This window comes from Listeria farberi (assembly GCF_014229295.1).
Taxonomy (GTDB): Bacteria; Bacillota; Bacilli; order Lactobacillales; family Listeriaceae; genus Listeria; species Listeria farberi.
Window position 1 is genome coordinate 664772 of sequence record NZ_JAARZL010000001.1, and the last position, 18545, is coordinate 683316.

General features: G+C 37.1%; 16 protein-coding genes. 14 read left to right on the top strand and 2 right to left on the bottom strand.

The window, feature by feature from the left end; translation table 11 throughout:
- The first annotated feature begins 19 nt into the window (after positions 1–19).
- Positions 20–1393 carry a UDP-N-acetylmuramoyl-tripeptide--D-alanyl-D-alanine ligase gene (locus HCB38_RS03200; protein ID WP_185637532.1) on the top strand — a complete coding sequence of 458 codons (1374 nt, stop codon included), beginning with the start codon at positions 20–22 and terminating at the stop codon, positions 1391–1393.
- A gap of 66 nt (positions 1394–1459) precedes the next feature.
- Positions 1460–2173 (top strand): alpha/beta hydrolase, encoded by a 714-nt coding sequence (locus HCB38_RS03205; protein ID WP_185318296.1) that lies wholly within the window; start codon positions 1460–1462, stop codon positions 2171–2173.
- 9 nt (positions 2174–2182) lie between these two features.
- Here the strand turns inward: HCB38_RS03205 and HCB38_RS03210 are convergent, their stop codons facing one another.
- The gene (locus HCB38_RS03210) at positions 2183–3208 is read right to left on the bottom strand and encodes a LacI family DNA-binding transcriptional regulator (RefSeq protein WP_185318297.1); all 1026 of its coding nucleotides are present in this window, start codon (positions 3206–3208) and stop codon (positions 2183–2185) included.
- 244 nt (positions 3209–3452) lie between these two features.
- Between HCB38_RS03210 and HCB38_RS03215 the strand changes: the two genes are divergently transcribed.
- From HCB38_RS03215 to HCB38_RS03260, 10 genes are all read left to right on the top strand, one after another.
- Positions 3453–4775, top strand: coding sequence for an ABC transporter substrate-binding protein (locus HCB38_RS03215; protein WP_185318298.1), 1323 nt, complete (start codon positions 3453–3455; stop codon positions 4773–4775).
- Complete coding sequence (locus HCB38_RS03220; RefSeq protein WP_185318299.1) at positions 4772–5650, top strand: carbohydrate ABC transporter permease; 879 nt, start codon at positions 4772–4774, stop codon at positions 5648–5650. The genes HCB38_RS03215 and HCB38_RS03220 overlap by 4 nt, the downstream gene beginning before the upstream one ends.
- Positions 5637–6470 (top strand): carbohydrate ABC transporter permease, encoded by an 834-nt coding sequence (locus HCB38_RS03225; RefSeq protein WP_003721426.1) that lies wholly within the window; start codon positions 5637–5639, stop codon positions 6468–6470. The genes HCB38_RS03220 and HCB38_RS03225 overlap by 14 nt, the downstream gene beginning before the upstream one ends.
- A gap of 15 nt (positions 6471–6485) precedes the next feature.
- Complete coding sequence (locus HCB38_RS03230; protein ID WP_185637535.1) at positions 6486–8018, top strand: alpha-glucosidase; 1533 nt, start codon at positions 6486–6488, stop codon at positions 8016–8018.
- A 1-nt stretch (position 8019) separates the two neighbouring features.
- Positions 8020–8934, top strand: a complete 915-nt coding sequence (locus HCB38_RS03235) for an MTP-1 family protein (protein ID WP_185637536.1) — start codon at positions 8020–8022, stop codon at positions 8932–8934.
- Between the two features lie 21 nt (positions 8935–8955).
- The gene (locus tag HCB38_RS03240; protein WP_185318302.1) at positions 8956–10023 is read left to right on the top strand and encodes a BtaManbiosPhlase; all 1068 of its coding nucleotides are present in this window, start codon (positions 8956–8958) and stop codon (positions 10021–10023) included.
- Positions 10020–11693, top strand: a complete 1674-nt coding sequence (locus HCB38_RS03245; protein ID WP_185637538.1) for a phospho-sugar mutase — start codon at positions 10020–10022, stop codon at positions 11691–11693. The genes HCB38_RS03240 and HCB38_RS03245 overlap by 4 nt, the downstream gene beginning before the upstream one ends.
- Positions 11694–12143: 450 nt before the next feature.
- Entirely contained in the window at positions 12144–13697 is a 1554-nt protein-coding gene (gene cshA / locus HCB38_RS03250) for a degradosome RNA helicase CshA (protein WP_003740508.1), read from the top strand.
- A 119-nt stretch (positions 13698–13816) separates the two neighbouring features.
- Entirely contained in the window at positions 13817–13987 is a 171-nt protein-coding gene (locus HCB38_RS03255; RefSeq protein WP_185318304.1) for a hypothetical protein, read from the top strand.
- Positions 13988–14140: 153 nt separating this feature from the next.
- A complete protein-coding gene (locus tag HCB38_RS03260) occupies positions 14141–14629 on the top strand; it encodes a QueT transporter family protein (RefSeq protein WP_185318305.1) in 489 nt (162 codons plus the stop codon).
- 33 nt (positions 14630–14662) lie between these two features.
- On the opposite strand, the gene HCB38_RS03265 is transcribed toward HCB38_RS03260, so the two are convergent.
- On the bottom strand, positions 14663–15016 hold the full coding sequence (locus tag HCB38_RS03265) for a winged helix-turn-helix transcriptional regulator (RefSeq protein WP_185318306.1): 354 nt from the start codon (positions 15014–15016) through the stop codon (positions 14663–14665).
- A 126-nt stretch (positions 15017–15142) separates the two neighbouring features.
- On the opposite strand from HCB38_RS03265, the gene HCB38_RS03270 reads away from it, so the two are divergent.
- Both HCB38_RS03270 and HCB38_RS03275 read left to right on the top strand, forming a co-directional pair.
- A complete protein-coding gene (locus tag HCB38_RS03270) occupies positions 15143–16309 on the top strand; it encodes an MFS transporter (RefSeq protein WP_185318307.1) in 1167 nt (388 codons plus the stop codon).
- Between the two features lie 207 nt (positions 16310–16516).
- A complete protein-coding gene (locus tag HCB38_RS03275) occupies positions 16517–18535 on the top strand; it encodes a BglG family transcription antiterminator (RefSeq protein ID WP_185318308.1) in 2019 nt (672 codons plus the stop codon).
- The last annotated feature ends 10 nt before the right edge of the window (positions 18536–18545 follow it).

The following is an 18545-nucleotide window of genomic DNA, read 5'->3' on the forward strand; positions in this document are numbered from 1 at the left end:
TGGAAGAGAGCGATTTAATTTGAAAAAAACAGTAGGCGAAGTAGTAGCAATGTTAGATAGTTCCATCCATGTAGATACATTTCGCGATGTCGTCATTACTGGCGTTTGTTTTGACACAAGGCAAATAAAGTCAGGAGATTTATTTGTTCCATTTGTAGGGAATTTGCGTGATGGACATGAATTCGTAAGTCAGGCACGAGAAATGGGAGCAGTGGCGACTTTTTGGCAAAAAGATGTACCAAATCCACCAACTGATTTCCCGGTTATTTTAGTGGGAAATACTTTGCTAGCACTTCAAGAACTGGCAGCGAAATATATTCAGCAAGTAAAACCAAAAGTAATTGCAATCACTGGAAGCAATGGAAAAACGACTACAAAAGATATTATGGCAGCAATTGTTGAAACGACTTATAAAGTGCACTATACTGGCGGGAATTTTAATAACCATATCGGCTTACCTTATACTATTTTAACGATGCCGGAAGATACCGAAGTGGCAGTACTTGAGATGGGGATGAATCATCGTCATGAAATCGAAGTGCTTTCGAAAATTGCCAAACCTGATATTGCGATTATTACTAACATTGGGGAGGCACATATTGAATATCTTGGTTCACGCGAAGAAATTGCTAAAGCGAAACTTGAAATTACAGCTGGTCTAAACCCAAGTGGGATTTTAATTTATCCGCATGAAGAAAATCTTCTTCTAGGAAATATAGATGGTGACTTTAGACAACTAACTTTTGGTAAATCAGATGCAGCGGAAATTTACCCATTAGAAATTCGCGCTGAAGCAGAAGGAACCTCTTTTATAACAAACTGGGAGCCAGACCTTGAAATCTTTGTTCCAATTATTGGGGAGCATAACGTTTTCAACACGATGGCGGCAATGCTTGCGGCAAGAGAAATTGGTATTGAAGGAGAAAAAATACAATCAGCACTTAAAAACATGGAACGTTCTAAAAGTCGTTTAGAATGGATAACGACAAAAAGTGGCGCACGTATTTTAAATGATGCCTATAATTCCAGTCCGACTGCGTTAAAAACAGTTTTAAAAACTTTTATGCATATGGACTCAAAAGGTAAACCAAAATATTTAGTGCTTGCAGATATGCTTGAATTAGGCGATTTGTCGACAAAACTACACCAAGAATCTGCAGAAGTACTAGAAAATGACACGATTGAGAAGATTTTCTTATACGGTGAAGCGATGAAAGCTTTCAAATCAGTCGCTGAGACAAAAATTGGTCAGGGAAAAGTTCAACACTTTGACACAAAGGAATCGCTTGAGACGGCGCTTCTTTCAGAAATAAATGGAAATGAATGGATACTGGTCAAAGGTTCTTACGGAATGGGCTTGAAAGATGTAGTAGAAAATCTTATTATTAAGTAACGAATAAAATTGGACATATGATATTACCGCTTAATGGGTAATTATTTGGACAGGAGGAAAGGCATAATGGTTGCTTGTTTGTGTATTCATGGTTTTACTGGTTCGCCGTCCGAGGTGAAGCCGCTCGCTGATTATTTGCGAGAGCATACAGATTGGGATGTTTTAGCACCCACATTACCTGGCCATGATCACCTGAGCCACTTAAAAAATGTGACGTATAAAGATTGGATTGTTTTTGTAGACAGTATTTTAAGTCAAATGCTAAAAGAAGACGATGAAGTATATATTATTGGTTTTTCTATGGGTGGTTTGCTCGCGGGATGGCTCGCGAGGCATTATCCAGAAGTGAAAAAGTTAGTACTTCTAAGCACAGCCGTAAATGCGATGGAATGGCCACAAATTATCGGAAATTCCAAGCAAGTATTAACGGAAGCAAAAGAAGTAACGCTTAAAAATAGCCCGATGTTTAAACGTTATCAAAAGAAAGTAACCGAAACCCCTTGGACTTCGACACTACAATTCAAAAAAATGGTAGCTCTAGCAAAACCAGTTTTTGAACATATTGAAATTCCAACTTTTATTGCACAAGGCAGCGCCGACCAAATAGTTCCTGCTGAAAAAAGCGTTAATTTTTTAATGGAAAGTATACCTGGTCCAAAAGAATTATTTATTTTAGAGGGGTCAAAACATGTAATTTGTCAGGATGAACAAGCAGATAAATTATTTGCAGCTGTTTTGACGTTTTTACAAAAAGAAGTGGTTGTTCTAAATGCAAATTAAAAAATCGATTCAGCTCTCAGTTGCTGAATCGTTTTTTTTGTTTTCGCCAACAGAATCTCGGGCTATTAAATTAGTAGCAAGCGCCAGATGAACAAAGCCCTCATCTGGTTTTCTTACGCGGTTATACATAAGTTCTACTGCTTTTTCTCCCATAAAGGAGAGATTTGTACACATAGTTGTAAGCTGAGGATTACTAAGTACAGTAAATTCGGTATTATCGAAACAAATAATCGATAAGTCTTTTGGGATGTTATATCCTTTTGATTGCAAATAAGTATTCAAAATAAAGCCAAGACCTGAATTGACGCAAAACCAAGCAGTTGGAAGTTCATCTAACTCGTCTAACGTCCGGTACAGTGTCGTTTGTTCTTCTTTAATTCGTGTAATGGCATATTTTTCATTAAAAGGAATGTGATAATACTGCAATGCTTTTTTATAGCCTTCAAAACGTTCTTCGTAACTCGGCGAAAAAGTTATATCACCAAGAAAACCGATTTTTTGATGCTTGTTTTCAATTAAAAATTCAACTGCCATAAACGCACCATCTTTATTTTGGCTAATAACTGCATCAGCTTTTAAATGCGGATCGTGGTGATCAATGAGTACCACTGGCATACCAAGTTCAATCACTTTCTTACTATATGCTGTATTTATATGCGAAAGTAAGAATATTCCTGTCCAGTTTTCTTTTTTCAATTGCTCGGGAAGTTGATTCATTCGAGCCTCGTCATCGGTCACTGGAAAAATAATTAATTCTGCTTGGTGCGCAATGACGCTTTGTTTTATATTATCAATAATTTCGCCAAAAAAACTACGCTGTGATAAAGCGAATGAAGTTGCCAAAAGTGCAAATTTTTCTTTTACGACTTCTCGCGCAATTTCTCTTTTATATTTATAGCCTAATTCATCAGCCATTTTAAAAACAGCTAGTTTTGTTTGTTCACTAACCCCGTTTTTATTACCTAAAGCTTGTGAAACTGAATTTTTCGTTATATTTAGCCTGTCAGCAATATCTTGCATCGTAACTTTCTTCATATTTCCCCCTCCGTTTTCCTCTGTTTATTCTATTATAGAAGTTAATTCACAAAATAGCAAAAATTTTATAATTAAAAAGTAATGTTAAAAGTAATTTTTAAGATTTTTAACATTAAATCCTTAAAACACTTATATTAAAAGAATTTATAAAAGTAATTATTGACATTACAAAAATGTAATGTGATAATGTAATTGTAATCAAGCGCTTACAATTACAAAAAGTGGAATTAGGAGGATTATTGATATGAAGATTAGAAAAATTGCTATTGCGGCTCTTAGTGTTGCGGTTGCTGGCTCATTACTAACTGCTTGTGGCGGTGGAGGAAACAAAAGTGGAGACGATAACGGTAAAACAAAAGTAACGTTTTGGGCAGCTCCAAATCCAACTCAAGTAAAATATTGGGATGAAATGGCAAAAGCATACGAAAAAGAAAATCCAGATGTAACAGTTGAAGTTTCCCAAATGAAAGAAAGTCCATCATCAGAAGCGACAATTCAATCAGCTATCGCCTCTAAAACGGCACCAACTATGTCTGAAAATATCAATCGTAGTTTCGCTGCACAATTAGCAGATAGTAAAGCTATTGTACCTTTGAACGATGTAAAAGGTCTTGATGATGTTGTAAAAGAAAGAAAAATGAGTGAAACAATGGATTCTTGGAAATTCTCTGATGGCAATCAATATGTGCTACCTGTCTACTCCAATCCAATTCTTTTTGCTTGGCGTTTAGATACCTTAAAAGAACTTGGCTACGATGCTCCGCCAAAAACTTACAGTGAAGCCCTTGAAGTTGGTAAAAAATTAAAAGCAAAATATCCAGATAAAGTACTTTGGGCTAAAGGTGATTTATCTGATCCAACAGCTTGGATGCGCTGGTTTGATTTCTTCCCACTGTATGATGCAGCTTCAAAAGGAAATGCATTTGTAGAAGATGGCAAATTAGTAGCAGATGATAAAGCTGGAACTGAACTATTAACCTTTATGTCCGAATTGCAAAAAAATAAATTACTTCTTGCAAGTAAAGCAACAGATCCGTTTGAAACAGGAACAAGTATCATGGCAGACAATGGCCCATGGACTTTCCCTAACTGGGACGAAAAATTTCCAGAACTTAAATATAATGAAAATTATGCAATAACTGCACCACTTGTACCAGATAACATGGCGAGCGAAAAAAATATTGCTACGTATGCTGATTCAAAAGGTGTTGTAATGTATGCTCAAGCAACAGACAAAGAAAAAGAAGCAGCAATGGATTTCTTGAAATTTGTTTATAGCGACGATAAAAATGATTTGAAATTCCTTGAAACTACTAATTTAATTCCGGCGCGTGATGATGCAACTGAAAATGAAGCTTTCACCGCATTCTTCAAAGAAAATCCAGAATTAGAAGTTTATGCAGCTAATGTACCTTATAGTATTCCGGCGATGGATGATGCGAAATACAATGATATTCAACAAGTTCTTGGAGAAGAAGCATGGAATCCGATTGTACGCGGGGAGAAAAAACCTGCTAAAGCTTGGTCTGACATGAAGAAAGCTGAGGACGGGGTGCTTCAAAAATGAAGCGGCGAAATAATAAATTGGGCTGGTCGTTTACCAGCCCGTATCTCATATTCACAGCGGTATTTTTCTTAGTCCCGCTCGTTTGGTCAATTTGGTTATCTGTAACTGATTGGAATATGATGAGTCCGGAAATCAATTTTGTTGGATTTGATAATTTTATCAAAGCTTTTACTAGTCCAGCAGTTCAGGCGGCCTTTTTTGTTACGTATAAGTTTTTAATTGTGTTTGTTCCGATGGCACTAATTATTTCGATGATTGTTGCCGTTTTAGTGAACGGGTTACCAAAGTTTAAAGGACTTTATTTGGTTGCGTTTTTTCTACCATATTTGTCTTCAGGTGTTGTAACTTCGCTAATTGTGCAAGGGTTACTTTCATACAATAGTGCACTGAATGTGTTTTTACGCGAGCATTTTGGTTGGGATATTGATTGGCTCGGAACACCAATGTCCGCGCTCGTTATTATTTCGCTAATGATTGCTTGGAAAATGTCTGGTTATTATGCGCTTATTTTAATTTCTGGACTTGCTAGTATTAACCATGAAATTTATGAAGCAGCAGCGATGGACGGCTCTGGTCGTTTTAGAACCTTTTGGAAAGTTACTGTTCCGATGTTATATCCAGCACTATTTACAGTAATTGTTTTAGCAGTGGGTGTGAGTTTTGGGATTTTTACCGAAGTTTACCAACTAACTGGTGGTGGACCGAATTTTGCAACAAATACGTGGCAAATGGAAATTTTCAACCAAGCATTTGTTAACCTGAATTCTGGTTATGCTTCAGCGATTTCTCTAATGGCTGCTACTGTCACATTTGCATCGATTGGTGTTATTAAGAAAATGCTTGAGAAATGGGGTCAAAGAAATGGTTGGACATAATAGTAAAGCGGGAAAAATTGTTCGCTATATCCTGACAACATTACTCATGTTAATTATGATTTATCCGTTTATTTATTTGGTATTAAATTCGTTTGCAGCTTGGGATCAAGTGGATAAAAAACTCATTCCGACTGAATTCACTACTCGTTCGTGGGATTGGTTGTTTGGAAATTCTGTTGTTGCGGCGCCCGCACCTTGGATTCATGCGTTTATTAATACCATCATTGTATCCACTATTGCGACAGGTTTGATGCTACTTTTTGGCCTAATGGTTGGCTATGCGCTAGCAAAAGTTGATTTTAAAGGTAAAAAAATAGTTAATAATGCGATTTTATTTCAAATGTTTTTCCCGGCGATTATTTTGCTAATTCCACAGTTTTTAATGATTACAGACTTTGGATTACTAGATACGTATGCCGGAATGATTATTCCAACAATGCTTAGTTTATGGGCGGTATTTATGTATACCAACTTTTTTAAAGCGATTCCAGATACTTTAATTGAAGCAGCAAAATTAGATGGCGCGAGCGATTTGAAAATTCTCTTTCGAGTTGTACTTCCAATGTCTAAATCAATCACAACAGTTATCTTCTTGTTCTTATTCACAGACAGATGGACGAATTTACTTTGGGATATGCTTGTAACAAAGAGTGATGGAACGGTAACACTGAATGTACTGATTTCACAAATGTTTGGCCCGTATGCAACTTATCCAGGTCCCATGTATGCAGCTTCTGTACTATTAACGTTACCACTTATTATTCTGTTCTTATTCTTCTCGAAGAAATTCCAAGAAGGAATGCAATTTACTTTGAAATAAAAGGAGCGACTGAACTTGGAGTTTTGGCGAGGTAGTGTTTTTTATGAAATTTATATGAAATCATTTCAAGATAGCAATAATGATGGTTTAGGGGATTTTAAAGGGCTGACTAGTAGGTTAGACTATTTGACGGATTTAGGGATTGATGGCATTTGGCTCACTCCATTTTACCCCTCACCACAAGTGGATAATGGCTATGATGTTTCGGATTACTGTGATATAAATCCAGATTATGGCAATATGGCTGATTTTCGAGAATTTATGAAAGCAGCAGATGCGCGAGGCATAAAAGTGATTATTGACTTAGTATTAAATCATTCTTCGACAGAACATGCTTGGTTTAAAGAGTCGCGGAGTAGCAAAAAAAATCCTAAACGAGATTATTATATTTGGCGTGAAAAACCAAATAATTGGGAGTCGTTTTTTGGTGGCTCAGCATGGGAGTTCGATAAACTTACGGAAGAATATTATTATCATAGCTTTGCAAAAGAACAAGCTGATCTTAACTGGGCAAATCCAGCTGTTCGTGCTGAAATCAAGCGAGTTTTAGCATTTTGGTTAAATGAAGGAGTGGCAGGATTTAGATTAGATGTCATTAATAATTTAACGCTCGTACTTGAATTTCCTGATAATCCAGATATTGATAAGGAAATGGAGCATGTTTATGATCGAAATCAACAAGGGTTGGAAGAAGCTTTAGAAGATATAGCCGCATTTTGCCGTAAAGAGCGCGAGGTATTTTTAGTAGGTGAAATTAGCTCAGACAAATTGCCGGAAATTGCGAGATATAGTTCGAAAACGATGCTGGACGTTACTTTCAATTTTAATTTTGGAAGTGTCGATAAACTTGACGCGAAATCGGTATTTACTACTTTAAATGAGATGGAAACAGAATTAAAAGATGGGCAATGGCCAACACTTTTCTTTGGTAGCCATGATATGAGTAGGTTTACAACACGACTTTCAAACGGGAATTTATCCAAAACGAAATTATTAGCTTTTTTAATGTTAACTGCTAAAGGTGTCCCATTTATTTACTACGGAGAGGAAGTGGGAATGCCAGACTTAGCCTTTTCCTCTGTAGAAGAAATGCGTGATATTCAAGGGACTGCTGCTTATTATCAAGCCTTACAAGCAGGTTTAGATGAAAAAAATGCACTTGAAGTCGCTATAAATAAAACACGTGACAAGGCGCGCAGTCCGATGGTGTTTCCAGATGGCAAACCGTTTACTAGCGGTCAGCCATGGATTAAAATGGCTAGTTTAAAAGAAAAAGAAGCATTATCGATGTGGCATTATTACCAGACTTTACTTGCCTTTCGAAAAAATCAAAATTTTAAAGAAAAGGAATACGCCTCATTAACTTTAAAGGATGAAATACTTAGCTATCAGCGTGGGGAATTCTTATTTTTACTACACTTTGGTGAGACAGAGGTGACATATCCGCTTCAAGGGAAGTCAGAGCTTATTTTTGGAGAAGCGGAGATGTTAGAAGCTGGCATTAAGATGGGAGCGTACGCTGGAATTGCGCTCAGAGTGGAGGATTAACATGAAATCTATAGAAACATTATTGCGAGTTTATCGTGAAACGAAGACTGCTTCTCACACTCGTCTTGAGTTAACTGGTGCTTTTGACAAGGATGTATATAACATTACTGCGCCTTTTACTTGGCTCGGGAAAGAATATATTGCAGGACGTGTGGAATCGCGGGATAGTGAATTTGCGGAAATACGTTTTTTTGAGAATACGGCAAAAGATGTGTATCAATTAGTTGAAAATACGACTGTCCTAACTCTTCAAGATCCATTTGTAACCTTTGTACAAGGTGAACTTATTATTGGCGGTGTGGAAGTTTTTGCGAAAGAAACGGACCCGACTATGCTAGATTGGCGCACTAATTTATATCGTGCAACTTCCCTTACCAATTTTGAGCAAATTTTTACAGGTCCAATTGGAATGAAAGATTTACGAGTGAAAGAGCTAACGGACGGTCGAATTTTAGTGTTAACTAGACCACAAGGCGAAAAAGGCGGTCGCGGGAAAATTGGCGCAACTGTCATTAATTCACTAGTGGATTTAACAATAGAGAAAATTGAAAAAGCACCCCTGTTAAAACGAAATTTTTCAGGTGATGAATGGGGTGGTGGTAATGAAATTCATTTGCTAGAAGGTGGTCGCATTGGGATTCTTGGTCATATCGCTTGTTTTGACGAAGCAGGTGATCGTCATTATTATGCATGTTCTTTTTGCCTGAATGAAGATTTTACACAAATCGAGCAGGAAAAAATTATTGCGGAACGTGCTGATTTTGCTCCCAGTGAGCCCAAAAGACCGGATTTAGCAGACGTTGTATTTAGCGGAGGTTTAATCAGAAAAGCAGATGGTATTGCTGAACTTTATGCTGGGATTGGTGACTCTGATGCACAAAAATTAACAATCCCTGATCCATTTAAAAATAACTAATAGTAGGAGTTTTGTATAAAAATGAACATTTATCGTTATAAAGAAAACCCATTAATTACCCCATTAGACGTAAAACCAATTCATGAAGGTTTTGAAGTAATTGGCGCGTTTAACGGAGGTGTTGCCGAGTATAATGGCGAAGTACTTTTGCTTCTTCGTGTAGCGGAAAAACCAGTTAGTGAAGACCCAGAAGTAGTTCTAGCTCCAGTTTATAATGCGAATAACAAAGAATTAGAATTACACTCTTTCCGTTTAGATGATGAAAATTATGATTTTGAAGATCCGCGAATGATTCGAAATAAAGCAAAACTAGAAGGATTTTCTTATTTAACTTCGCTTTCTTATATTCGAATCGCTCGTAGTAAAGATGGTCATCATTTTACTTTAGATGAAAAACCTTTTTTATACCCTTTTAATGAATATCAGACATTTGGGATTGAAGATGCTCGTGTGACACAAATCGGGGATACTTATCATGTGAATTTTAGTGCTGTATCTGAGTTTGGTGTAGCAGATGCATTAGTTACAACAAAAGACTTTGAAAATTTGGAGTATCAAGGCAATATTTTTGCTCCTGAAAATAAAGATGTACTTATTTTCCCAGAAAAAATTAATGGGAAATATTATGCACTACATCGTCCAAGTTTGAAAAGTATCGGTAACTTAGATATTTGGATTGCTTCTTCACCAGATTTACGTAGTTTTGGTGATCATCGTCATTTACTTGGTATTCGTCCTGGTGAATATGATAGTGGTCGCGTTGGTGGTGGTTGTGTCCCAATCAAAACAGAAGAGGGTTGGTTGATTTTATATCATGGTGCAACTGAAGAGAATCGTTACGTAATGGGCGCGGCATTGCTTGACTTAAATGACCCAACCATTGTGCTGAAAAGAACGAAAACTCCGATTTTAGAACCAGTGGCTGATTATGAAAAAAATGGTTTCTTTGGCGATGTTGTTTTTGCTTGTGGAGCCGTTCAAGAAGGCGACACGTTACACATGTATTACGGAGTAGCTGATACTTCTATGGCAGGTTGCGATATGAAAATCAGTGAAATTTTACATCAGTTAGAAGTGGAAGCTAAATGACTTGGCAAAACTATTTGAATGCGTGGAAAAATGCCGATTTATCTGATGAATGGCGAAATGAATTGAAACGAGTGGAACATGAACAGGAGCGCTTTGAAGGGTACTTAACATTTGGAACAGGCGGAATGCGTGGTAAAATGGGCCTGGGCTCGAATCGCATCAATCTTTTTACAATCAGGCGAATGGCAAGTGGATTAGGCGAGTATGTAGCAGCAAATGGAGGTAAAGAGAAGGGCGTCGCAATCTTTTACGACTCTAGAAATAATTCAGATGTTTTTGCGGCTGAAACGGCGAAAGTATTGTCAGCGCTGGGTATTCGAGTTTATTTATCAGATACAATTCGTCCAACGCCAGCACTTTCTTTTTGCGTTCGAGAAACAAAATCCTTTGCCGGAGTAGTGATTACTGCAAGCCATAATCCTTCTATTTATAATGGATTTAAAGTTTATGATAAGAATGGATGTCAAATCACACTAGGTGCGGCACAGGAAATTACCAGCTATTTAAATAAAATAACGGATATTTTTCGTATACCAGTACGAGAATTACCGAATTTACTCGTGACTACCATTGGAAAAGAAATGGATGATGCTTATTTACAAGCTTTAACTAAAGTGATTTCTCGTCCAGAATTGCTTGCTGATTATGGAAATGAACTAGAGATTTGCTATACACCACTTCACGGGGCTGGAAAAGAACTTGTGATGAGAGGTTTAGTAGAAAATGGCTTTTCAAATACTTTACTTGTTCAAGAACAAAGTGAGCCAGACGGAAATTTTCCAACGGTTGTTTCGCCTAATCCAGAAGAAGAAAATAGTTTTGAATTAGCCAAACTGCAAGCAAAAAAAATGCAAGCGGATATAATTTTAGCAACTGATCCGGATGCTGACAGACTCGGGGTAGCAGTTTTAACCAATCAAAATGAGTATCAAATTTTAACTGGAAACCAGCTTGGTGCTTTGCTATTAGATTATATTTTGTCTGCGAAAGAGCGTGTAACGAAAGAGGATACGATGATTAATACGATTGTCACTGGAGATTTAGGTGGCAAAATAGCAAGTCAATTTGGCATTCGTCACGTCCAAACACTGACCGGTTTCAAATTTATTGGTGAAAAAATAGCCGAAATGGAAGAGACACAAGCTAATTTTATTTTTGGCTATGAGGAGAGTTATGGTTATTTAATTGCTCCTTTTGTCCGTGATAAAGATGCAGTACAAGCAGCATTACTTACTGCAGAAATGGCCCTTTTCTGTAAAAAAGAAGGAACGACGCTTCTTGAAAAACTAAATTCTTTATATGAAAAATATGGCTATTACAAAGAATATTTGCACACTATCATACTTGAAGATAGTAATGGTAGAGCAAAAATGAACCAAATGATAAACACTTTACGAAAAGACCCCCATTTTTTACCAGAAATAGTGGCTGTAGAAGATTTTCTGACTAGCAAGCGAACAAATCTTCTCACAAAAGAAATAACAAATATCAAGTTACCCCAAGAAAATGTATTAAAATTTTATTTAAAAGACAAATCGTGGTTCGCTGTCCGACCTTCTGGAACAGAACCGAAATGTAAAATCTATTTCCAAACACTTGCTGAAACAGAAGAAAGCGCAGAAAAAGCAATGAATAACTTAAAAGAACGTGTATTAGCCTTATGGAATTAATAAATAGCTGGAAATCGTTTTCGGATGATTTCCAGCTATTTTAAAATTATAAATAACTAAAAACAGCTGATAAGCGTACATTTAAAAAGAAATAACTTTTTTTATTCGATAATAGCGTGGAAAGATAAGGTTTTGACATTGAAAAGAAATAGTTAGTGTGTTATGATGTTAGATGGAAGTTTATTAGGTTTATATTTAGCCTAGTGATTAATGAGGGCTTTTTTATTTGATGCGTTAGAACTGCTATAATGGCAGAGAAATTTTCTGATGCCGTGAATCATTTTGCTTGGTGCGCCCAGGCTTTTCTATTGCAGAAAAATGAAAATGAAAGATAGCAGTTTTCATAAAACAACTGCAAATGAACAGACAAACAATCGTAATAAGCGTATTGTGATGAATTATAAAAGTAGCTCTCCTACCAAACTTTAAACAGGTAAAGGAGAAATGACATTGACAAAATTTTCGGAGTTCGGACTGGACGAAAAAATTGTAAAATCAGTAAATCGGATGGGGTTTGAAGAAGCAACACCAATCCAAGAAAAGACAATTCCACTAGGACTAGCAGGTAAAGACTTAATCGGGCAAGCACAAACAGGTACTGGTAAAACAGCCGCTTTTGGTCTTCCAATGATTCACAAAATTGACCAAAAGAGTAACAACGTACAAGCTTTAATTATTGCTCCAACACGTGAACTTGCAATCCAAGTTTCAGAAGAGCTTTATAAACTTAGCTATGACAAACATGTACGTGTGCTAGCGGTTTACGGTGGTAGTGATATCAGCCGTCAAATCCGTTCACTTAAGAAAAACCCACAAATCGTAGTTGGTACGCCAGGACGTATTTTGGATCATATTAACCGTCGCACACTGAAACTAGATCACGTGGAAACACTTGTACTAGATGAAGCAGACGAAATGCTAAACATGGGCTTCATTGATGATATCGAAACTATTCTAAAAGAAGTACCAGCAGAACGTCAAACTTTACTATTTTCTGCAACAATGCCTGACCCGATTCGCCGTATTGGTGAACGTTTCATGCACAGTCCAGAACTTATTCGCATTAAAGCGAAAGAAATGACTGCACTATTAATCGAACAATTCTTCGTAAAAGTGCATGAAAAAGAAAAATTTGACGTATTATCTCGTTTATTAGATGTTCAAGCACCAGAACTAGCAATTGTTTTCGGTCGTACGAAACGTCGTGTAGACGAACTATCTCGCGCGCTTGATATGCGTGGTTACGTGGCTGAAGGTATCCACGGTGACTTAACGCAAGCAAAACGTATGAGCGTACTACGCAAATTTAAAGAAGGAAAAATTGATGTTCTAGTTGCAACAGATGTAGCAGCACGTGGACTTGATATTTCCGGCGTAACACATGTATATAACTATGACATTCCACAAGACCCAGAAAGCTATGTTCACCGTATCGGTCGTACTGGTCGTGCTGGTAAAGAAGGTATGGCGATTACATTCGTACAACCTCGTGAAATGGGTTATCTACGTATTGTGGAAGAAACTACGAAAAAACGTATGCAACCCCTTCAAGCTCCTACATGGGACGAAGCATTTGCAGGCCAATTACGCGTAGCAACTGAAAAAATTCAAGAAGCAATCACAGAAGAAAACTTAGCTGACTACAAAACGTTTGCTAACGAACTTCTTGAAAAATACGATGCAACTGACATCGCAGCAGCAATGCTTAAAATGTTAGCGAAAGAACCAGATAAAACTCCTGTCCATATTACTGAAGAACGTCCATTACCATCCCGTGGTGGCGGTGGCTACAAAGGTAAAAATGGTAAAGGCGGCAAAGGTGGCGGCTATCGCGGCGGAAGCGGCAAAGGCGGAAGCTACCGCGATCGTAACAACAGCGGCAAAGGTCGTCGTAGCGGCGGCGGAAGCGGTTCTGGCGGTGGCGGCAATCGTGATCGTCGTAGTGGTGGCGGAGAACAACGCAGCGGCGGCAACAAAGGCAACTACTCACAAAAATCTAAATAAGATTATTAGACAAATAGTTACCATATAGATAGACTGTAGATAAAGAAGTTTTTAACTTTATCTACAGTCTATTTTTTTATAAATACTAATGTTAGGGATACGGGAGTGTGGCGCTCGTCATGAAGATAAACAAAATTACCGAATATATTGTAGTAGCAATCATCGTTTTAGGGTGGACTTACTTCATTGTCATTAAAGAAATTCTCCCTAAAAATATAGGATTTATTTCATTAGTAATTTTATCGGTAGTTCTTTATTTTGTAGGTAAAAGGTTGAATGGTGACACATAGCAGATAAAAAACGGCTATACTCTAAGTAGCCGTTTTTTATGTGCAATAATTCATTTACATTAACTTCCAAATATGAGAAAATAGCATGTTGGCAAAATTGCCACACGTGGTTCATTCATACCATCCCACGTAAAAAAACTAGGAGGAAAAATAATGAAAATGAAAATTTTGACGGTGAATGCAATTATCGCCGCACTGTATGTAGTGCTCGGGATGATTGTCGCACCAATTGGATTTATGGCATTACAATTTAGAATACCAGAAATCTTTAACCACCTAATCGTCTTTAATAAAAAATACTTCTGGGGCGTTATCGTAGGGGTTTTTATTACGAATTTGTTCTTTTCCGGATTAGGTTGGATTGATTTAGTTTTTGGCGTCGCACAATCAGCTATTTCCCTTTTACTAATGATTGGCATTTCTAAATACGTTAAAGGAATTATTCCGCGGATGATTATTAATACGATTCTTTTCTCGCTAACGATGGCAATTATCGCTTGGGAGCTAGTAATCGTTTTTGACTTACCGTTCCTAATTACTTGGGCAACAACGGCTGCAAGTGAATTCATCGTAATGGGTGTTGGGATTCCATTAATGTATCTATTAAATAAACGGTTAAATTTTCGAAAAATGATCGATTAAAAAACAGCCATCTAAAAAGATGGCTGTTTTTCCTTAATCGCGGTTAAGAAGAACAATATCTTCATTCTTAGTAAGCAAAAGATCGACATGGTTTTCGCCCCATAAGCAAAGTTTATTCAAGATTTCCGATAAAGACTCACCATACTCGCTTAATGAATACTCCACTTTTGGTGGGATTTGCTCGTAGACTTTACGAATAATAACTCCAGATTTTTCCAGCTCGCGCAATTGTTGTGTGAGCATTTTTTGTGTGATGTTGGGGATGAGTCGTTTTAATTCGCCAGTTCGTTTTTTGCCTTCGCGTAAATGGCAAAGGATGACTGGCTTCCACTTACCGCCTATAACTTCAAGTGTAGCTTCGACACCAATATTATATACTTTGGGCATAATTATCCTCCTATAGGCACTTTTTAGTATCTATATGACTTTTAAGTACCTTCTTGTTATTTTATACAGCATATAAGATACTGTATAACAGAACGAAACAATTTGCAATTTTTAGGGGGAAATAACGTGGATATGAAAAAAGTAAATCCTAATTTGACGCTTTTGGCGCTAGCAATTAGTGCGTTTGGGATTGGTTCAACGGAATTTATTAGTGTAGGGCTTCTTCCACTGATTTCTTCTAGTATGGGTGTATCAATTAGTACAGCTGGTTTGACAGTATCGATTTATGCCCTTGGTGTAATGGTTGGGGCGCCAGTTTTAACCACAATGACGGCAAAGATGAACCGAAAAAACCTACTATTAATAGTAATGTTAGTATTTCTGATTGGGAATCTTGTCTCGGCTTTTGCTGTAAGTTTTGGAATGCTCCTTACTGGTCGCGTAGTGGCGGCATTTGCACATGGGGTATTTATGTCGATTGCTTCGGTTATCGCGGCAGATGTAGTTCATCCGAGTAAACGTGCGAGCGCGATTGCGGTAATGTTTACGGGGCTGACCGTGGCGACAGTTACTGGGGTGCCACTTGGGACGTTTATCGGACAACTATTTGGCTGGCGGATGTCGTTTCTGTTTATTGTTGCGATAGGCGTGATTGCGATTATTGCTAACTTCTTTTTAGTTCCAAAAAATTTATCTAATGCGAGTAATATTTCATTTAAATCGATTGGGCAATTATTAGTTAATAAAAAAATCGTGATGGTGTTACTCATGACGGCGTTTGGGTATGGTGGTACTTTTGTTGTTTATACGTATTTATCCCCAATGTTTAGCAATATGGGATATTCGACAAGTATGATAGTTATTTTACTGATTGTTTATGGTGTGATGGTTGCGATTGGGAATACGATTGGTGGGCATTTTGCGAATGAGCGTCCTGCCAAAGCACTTTTCATTATGTTTAGCTTACAAGGTGTGACGTTGTTATTACTTCAATTCACTTCAGGAAATGCTATTTTAGGTTTAATTACTATTATGCTAATGGGATTTTTCGCGTTTATGAATGTATCTGGTTTGCAACTTTATGTGGTGCAATTAGCAGAACGGTATTTGCCAGAAACGGTGAGCATGGCTTCTGCGCTTAATATTTCTGCATTTAATATCGGAATTGCACTAGGAGCATTTATCGGTGGTTTAGTTACTGAGTATATTGGTTTAAGTTATACGCCAATTGTCGGATTTTTAATGGTTTTCATCGCAATTATTTTAACTTTTTATATGAAAAAAGATAAATAATTCAAATAATAGGCCTTTTACAGGGAATGTAGAAGGCTTTTTTGGTGCTTTCGGTAGATCTGACCTATTCCAGCGAGGTTTTTTTACAGTTATAGTAAAATGGATAGTTTTTTTGTCCTGACAGGTCTGACAAAAATAGCTATATAGCTTATTGTAAGCCCTATCATGAAAATGATAAATTGAATTTAGAAAGAGGAGTGATACCTGATGAAACTAAATCAGCAGTGTATTCAAATTTTAGATTTTCTTATGGAGCAGGAAGATTTTAAAAATATTGGTTATATTTCTAACGCGCTTGGTTGTTCGGAGCGTAGTGTTCGTTATAGTTTGGAAAAAATCGATGTTTTCCTCCATGAGCAAACGTTACCAGCTCTTATCAGACATACGAGGAAAGGGGTGCTACTTCCAGAAAAGAACATTATAAATCCAGTGGTGAGTAAGTTCAAACAACAAATCACGCCGAAAAATTATCGTTACAGCCAAGAAGAAGTACAGCAATTTTTACTTTTAAAGCTGCTATTGAGTGAAGAAGTGCTTCCGGTTACATATTTTGAAGAAGTTCTTTTTATTTCAAGATCTTCTGTGTTAAATCATCTACGCGCAATTGAAGGGGAACTTTTTTTAAATAATTTGGATTTGTCCCACCAACCGCGCCATGGCTTTCTAGTGACTGGAAATTTAATTACGAAAACGTCCCTTTTTGCTCGGAGCTTCTTGCGTTTTATTAACATCCGCGAATTTTATCAGTTTTTAGATTCGGAAAATAGCTTATCTAAAAAAGGAGAGTTATTTTTTTATAACCTTTTCGAATTGGAAATTTTGCAGGAAGTAAATCGCGAGGCGCATTCGGTTGAGGAGAATATGACTCGTGCGATGGATGAGCAACTTTATCTTACATTACTTGCTATTTTACTAAAACAACATGAAACGAAACCTGATTTCAAGTTTACAGCGGATTTTGCGGTGACAGATGAGCTAGATAAAGCGCTAGAAACGATTATTGGCTCGCTCAAGCAGTACCAATATGGGAGTGAAGATGAAGCTATTATTGAAGCTTTTGTAAGAGGCATTTGCGAAAAAATGGGTGAAATCTATCAAGTAGATTTTGTGCATGGTGATACGGATTTTTTTACGCAAATGAAGGCGCATATCAAGTTAATGATTCGGCGTGTTCGAGCTGGTGTCATTATCGAGAATCCGATTTTTAATGAATTTATGCGTGATAATCGTGAAATTTTTATGCGGGTGAAGGAGAGTTTGGAAGCATTGAAGTCGGTATTGCCAATTTCTGTCAGTTCACAAGAAATATCATTTTTAGCGATTTACTTTGCATCTGAGGTACAGCGAAATAGACAAACCATTGAAATGAAGCCAAACTTATTGATTATTTGTCCAGAAGGTGTCGCGGTGTCAAATATGATTGCGATTCAGTTAAAACGAATGTTTGAATTTGAATCGGTTCAGACAATCGGTCTTAGAAAATTTAAGCGTGATATGATGAAGGATTTTGACTTTGTGATTAGTACGGTGGATTTACCAGATATGCAAGATGCTAAAATACTCAGAATTAATAGTTACTTGCAAAAAGAAGATATGGAATTACTGCAAAAACATTTGCGTATGAAACTAGTCAAAAGTGATAAGCAAATTATTAACAAATTTAGTAAAATTTTAGCGATTATTGCTGAAAATACACAAATTAATAATTTAAGTAAATTAGAATTCGATTTATTGGAAGCGCTTATATCAGACGAGAGAGAGGCGCCAAGGAAAATTATCCCACCATTTCAATTTACAGAAGAGGCTATCATTATGGAAGAAAATTGTCCGACTTGGCGAAAAGCAATTAAACTCGGAACGAAATGTATGGAGCAACTCGGGGTAATTGAGCCTAGTTATCATGAAAAAATCATTCATAATTTAAAAGTTTATGGGCCATATATGGTAGTTGCGCCGGGTGTGGCGATTGCGCACGCAGGGGCAAGTGATGGCGTTTTGATGGACGGTATAGGGGTGACGATAATTGAGGACGGGATTATGTTTTTTGATAGATACGAAAAGCCTGTTCACGTCATATTTACACTAGCTTTAAAAACAAAAGAAGCGCACTTAATCGTGGAACAATTAATGAAGTTAGCGCTGAATGAAGAAAAAATGCAAAAAATTAAAATGGCTAGCTCAAAACGTGATATTTATCATTACGTTAAGTCAGCTATCTTTGAATGAGAGAGGGTTT

Bases quoted from the DNA above. Each gene is read 5' to 3' on its own strand.
- HCB38_RS03205 (WP_185318296.1), top strand. From the start codon at position 1,460: ATGGTTGCTTGTTTGTGTATTCATGGTTTTACTGGTTCGCCGTCCGAG.
- HCB38_RS03210 (WP_185318297.1), bottom strand. From the start codon at position 3,208: ATGAAGAAAGTTACGATGCAAGATATTGCTGACAGGCTAAATATAACG.
- HCB38_RS03215 (WP_185318298.1), top strand. From the start codon at position 3,453: ATGAAGATTAGAAAAATTGCTATTGCGGCTCTTAGTGTTGCGGTTGCT.
- HCB38_RS03220 (WP_185318299.1), top strand. From the start codon at position 4,772: ATGAAGCGGCGAAATAATAAATTGGGCTGGTCGTTTACCAGCCCGTAT.
- HCB38_RS03225 (WP_003721426.1), top strand. From the start codon at position 5,637: ATGGTTGGACATAATAGTAAAGCGGGAAAAATTGTTCGCTATATCCTG.
- HCB38_RS03235 (WP_185637536.1), top strand. From the start codon at position 8,020: ATGAAATCTATAGAAACATTATTGCGAGTTTATCGTGAAACGAAGACT.
- HCB38_RS03240 (WP_185318302.1), top strand. From the start codon at position 8,956: ATGAACATTTATCGTTATAAAGAAAACCCATTAATTACCCCATTAGAC.
- HCB38_RS03245 (WP_185637538.1), top strand. From the start codon at position 10,020: ATGACTTGGCAAAACTATTTGAATGCGTGGAAAAATGCCGATTTATCT.
- HCB38_RS03255 (WP_185318304.1), top strand. From the start codon at position 13,817: ATGAAGATAAACAAAATTACCGAATATATTGTAGTAGCAATCATCGTT.
- HCB38_RS03260 (WP_185318305.1), top strand. From the start codon at position 14,141: ATGAAAATGAAAATTTTGACGGTGAATGCAATTATCGCCGCACTGTAT.
- HCB38_RS03265 (WP_185318306.1), bottom strand. From the start codon at position 15,016: ATGCCCAAAGTATATAATATTGGTGTCGAAGCTACACTTGAAGTTATA.
- HCB38_RS03275 (WP_185318308.1), top strand. From the start codon at position 16,517: ATGAAACTAAATCAGCAGTGTATTCAAATTTTAGATTTTCTTATGGAG.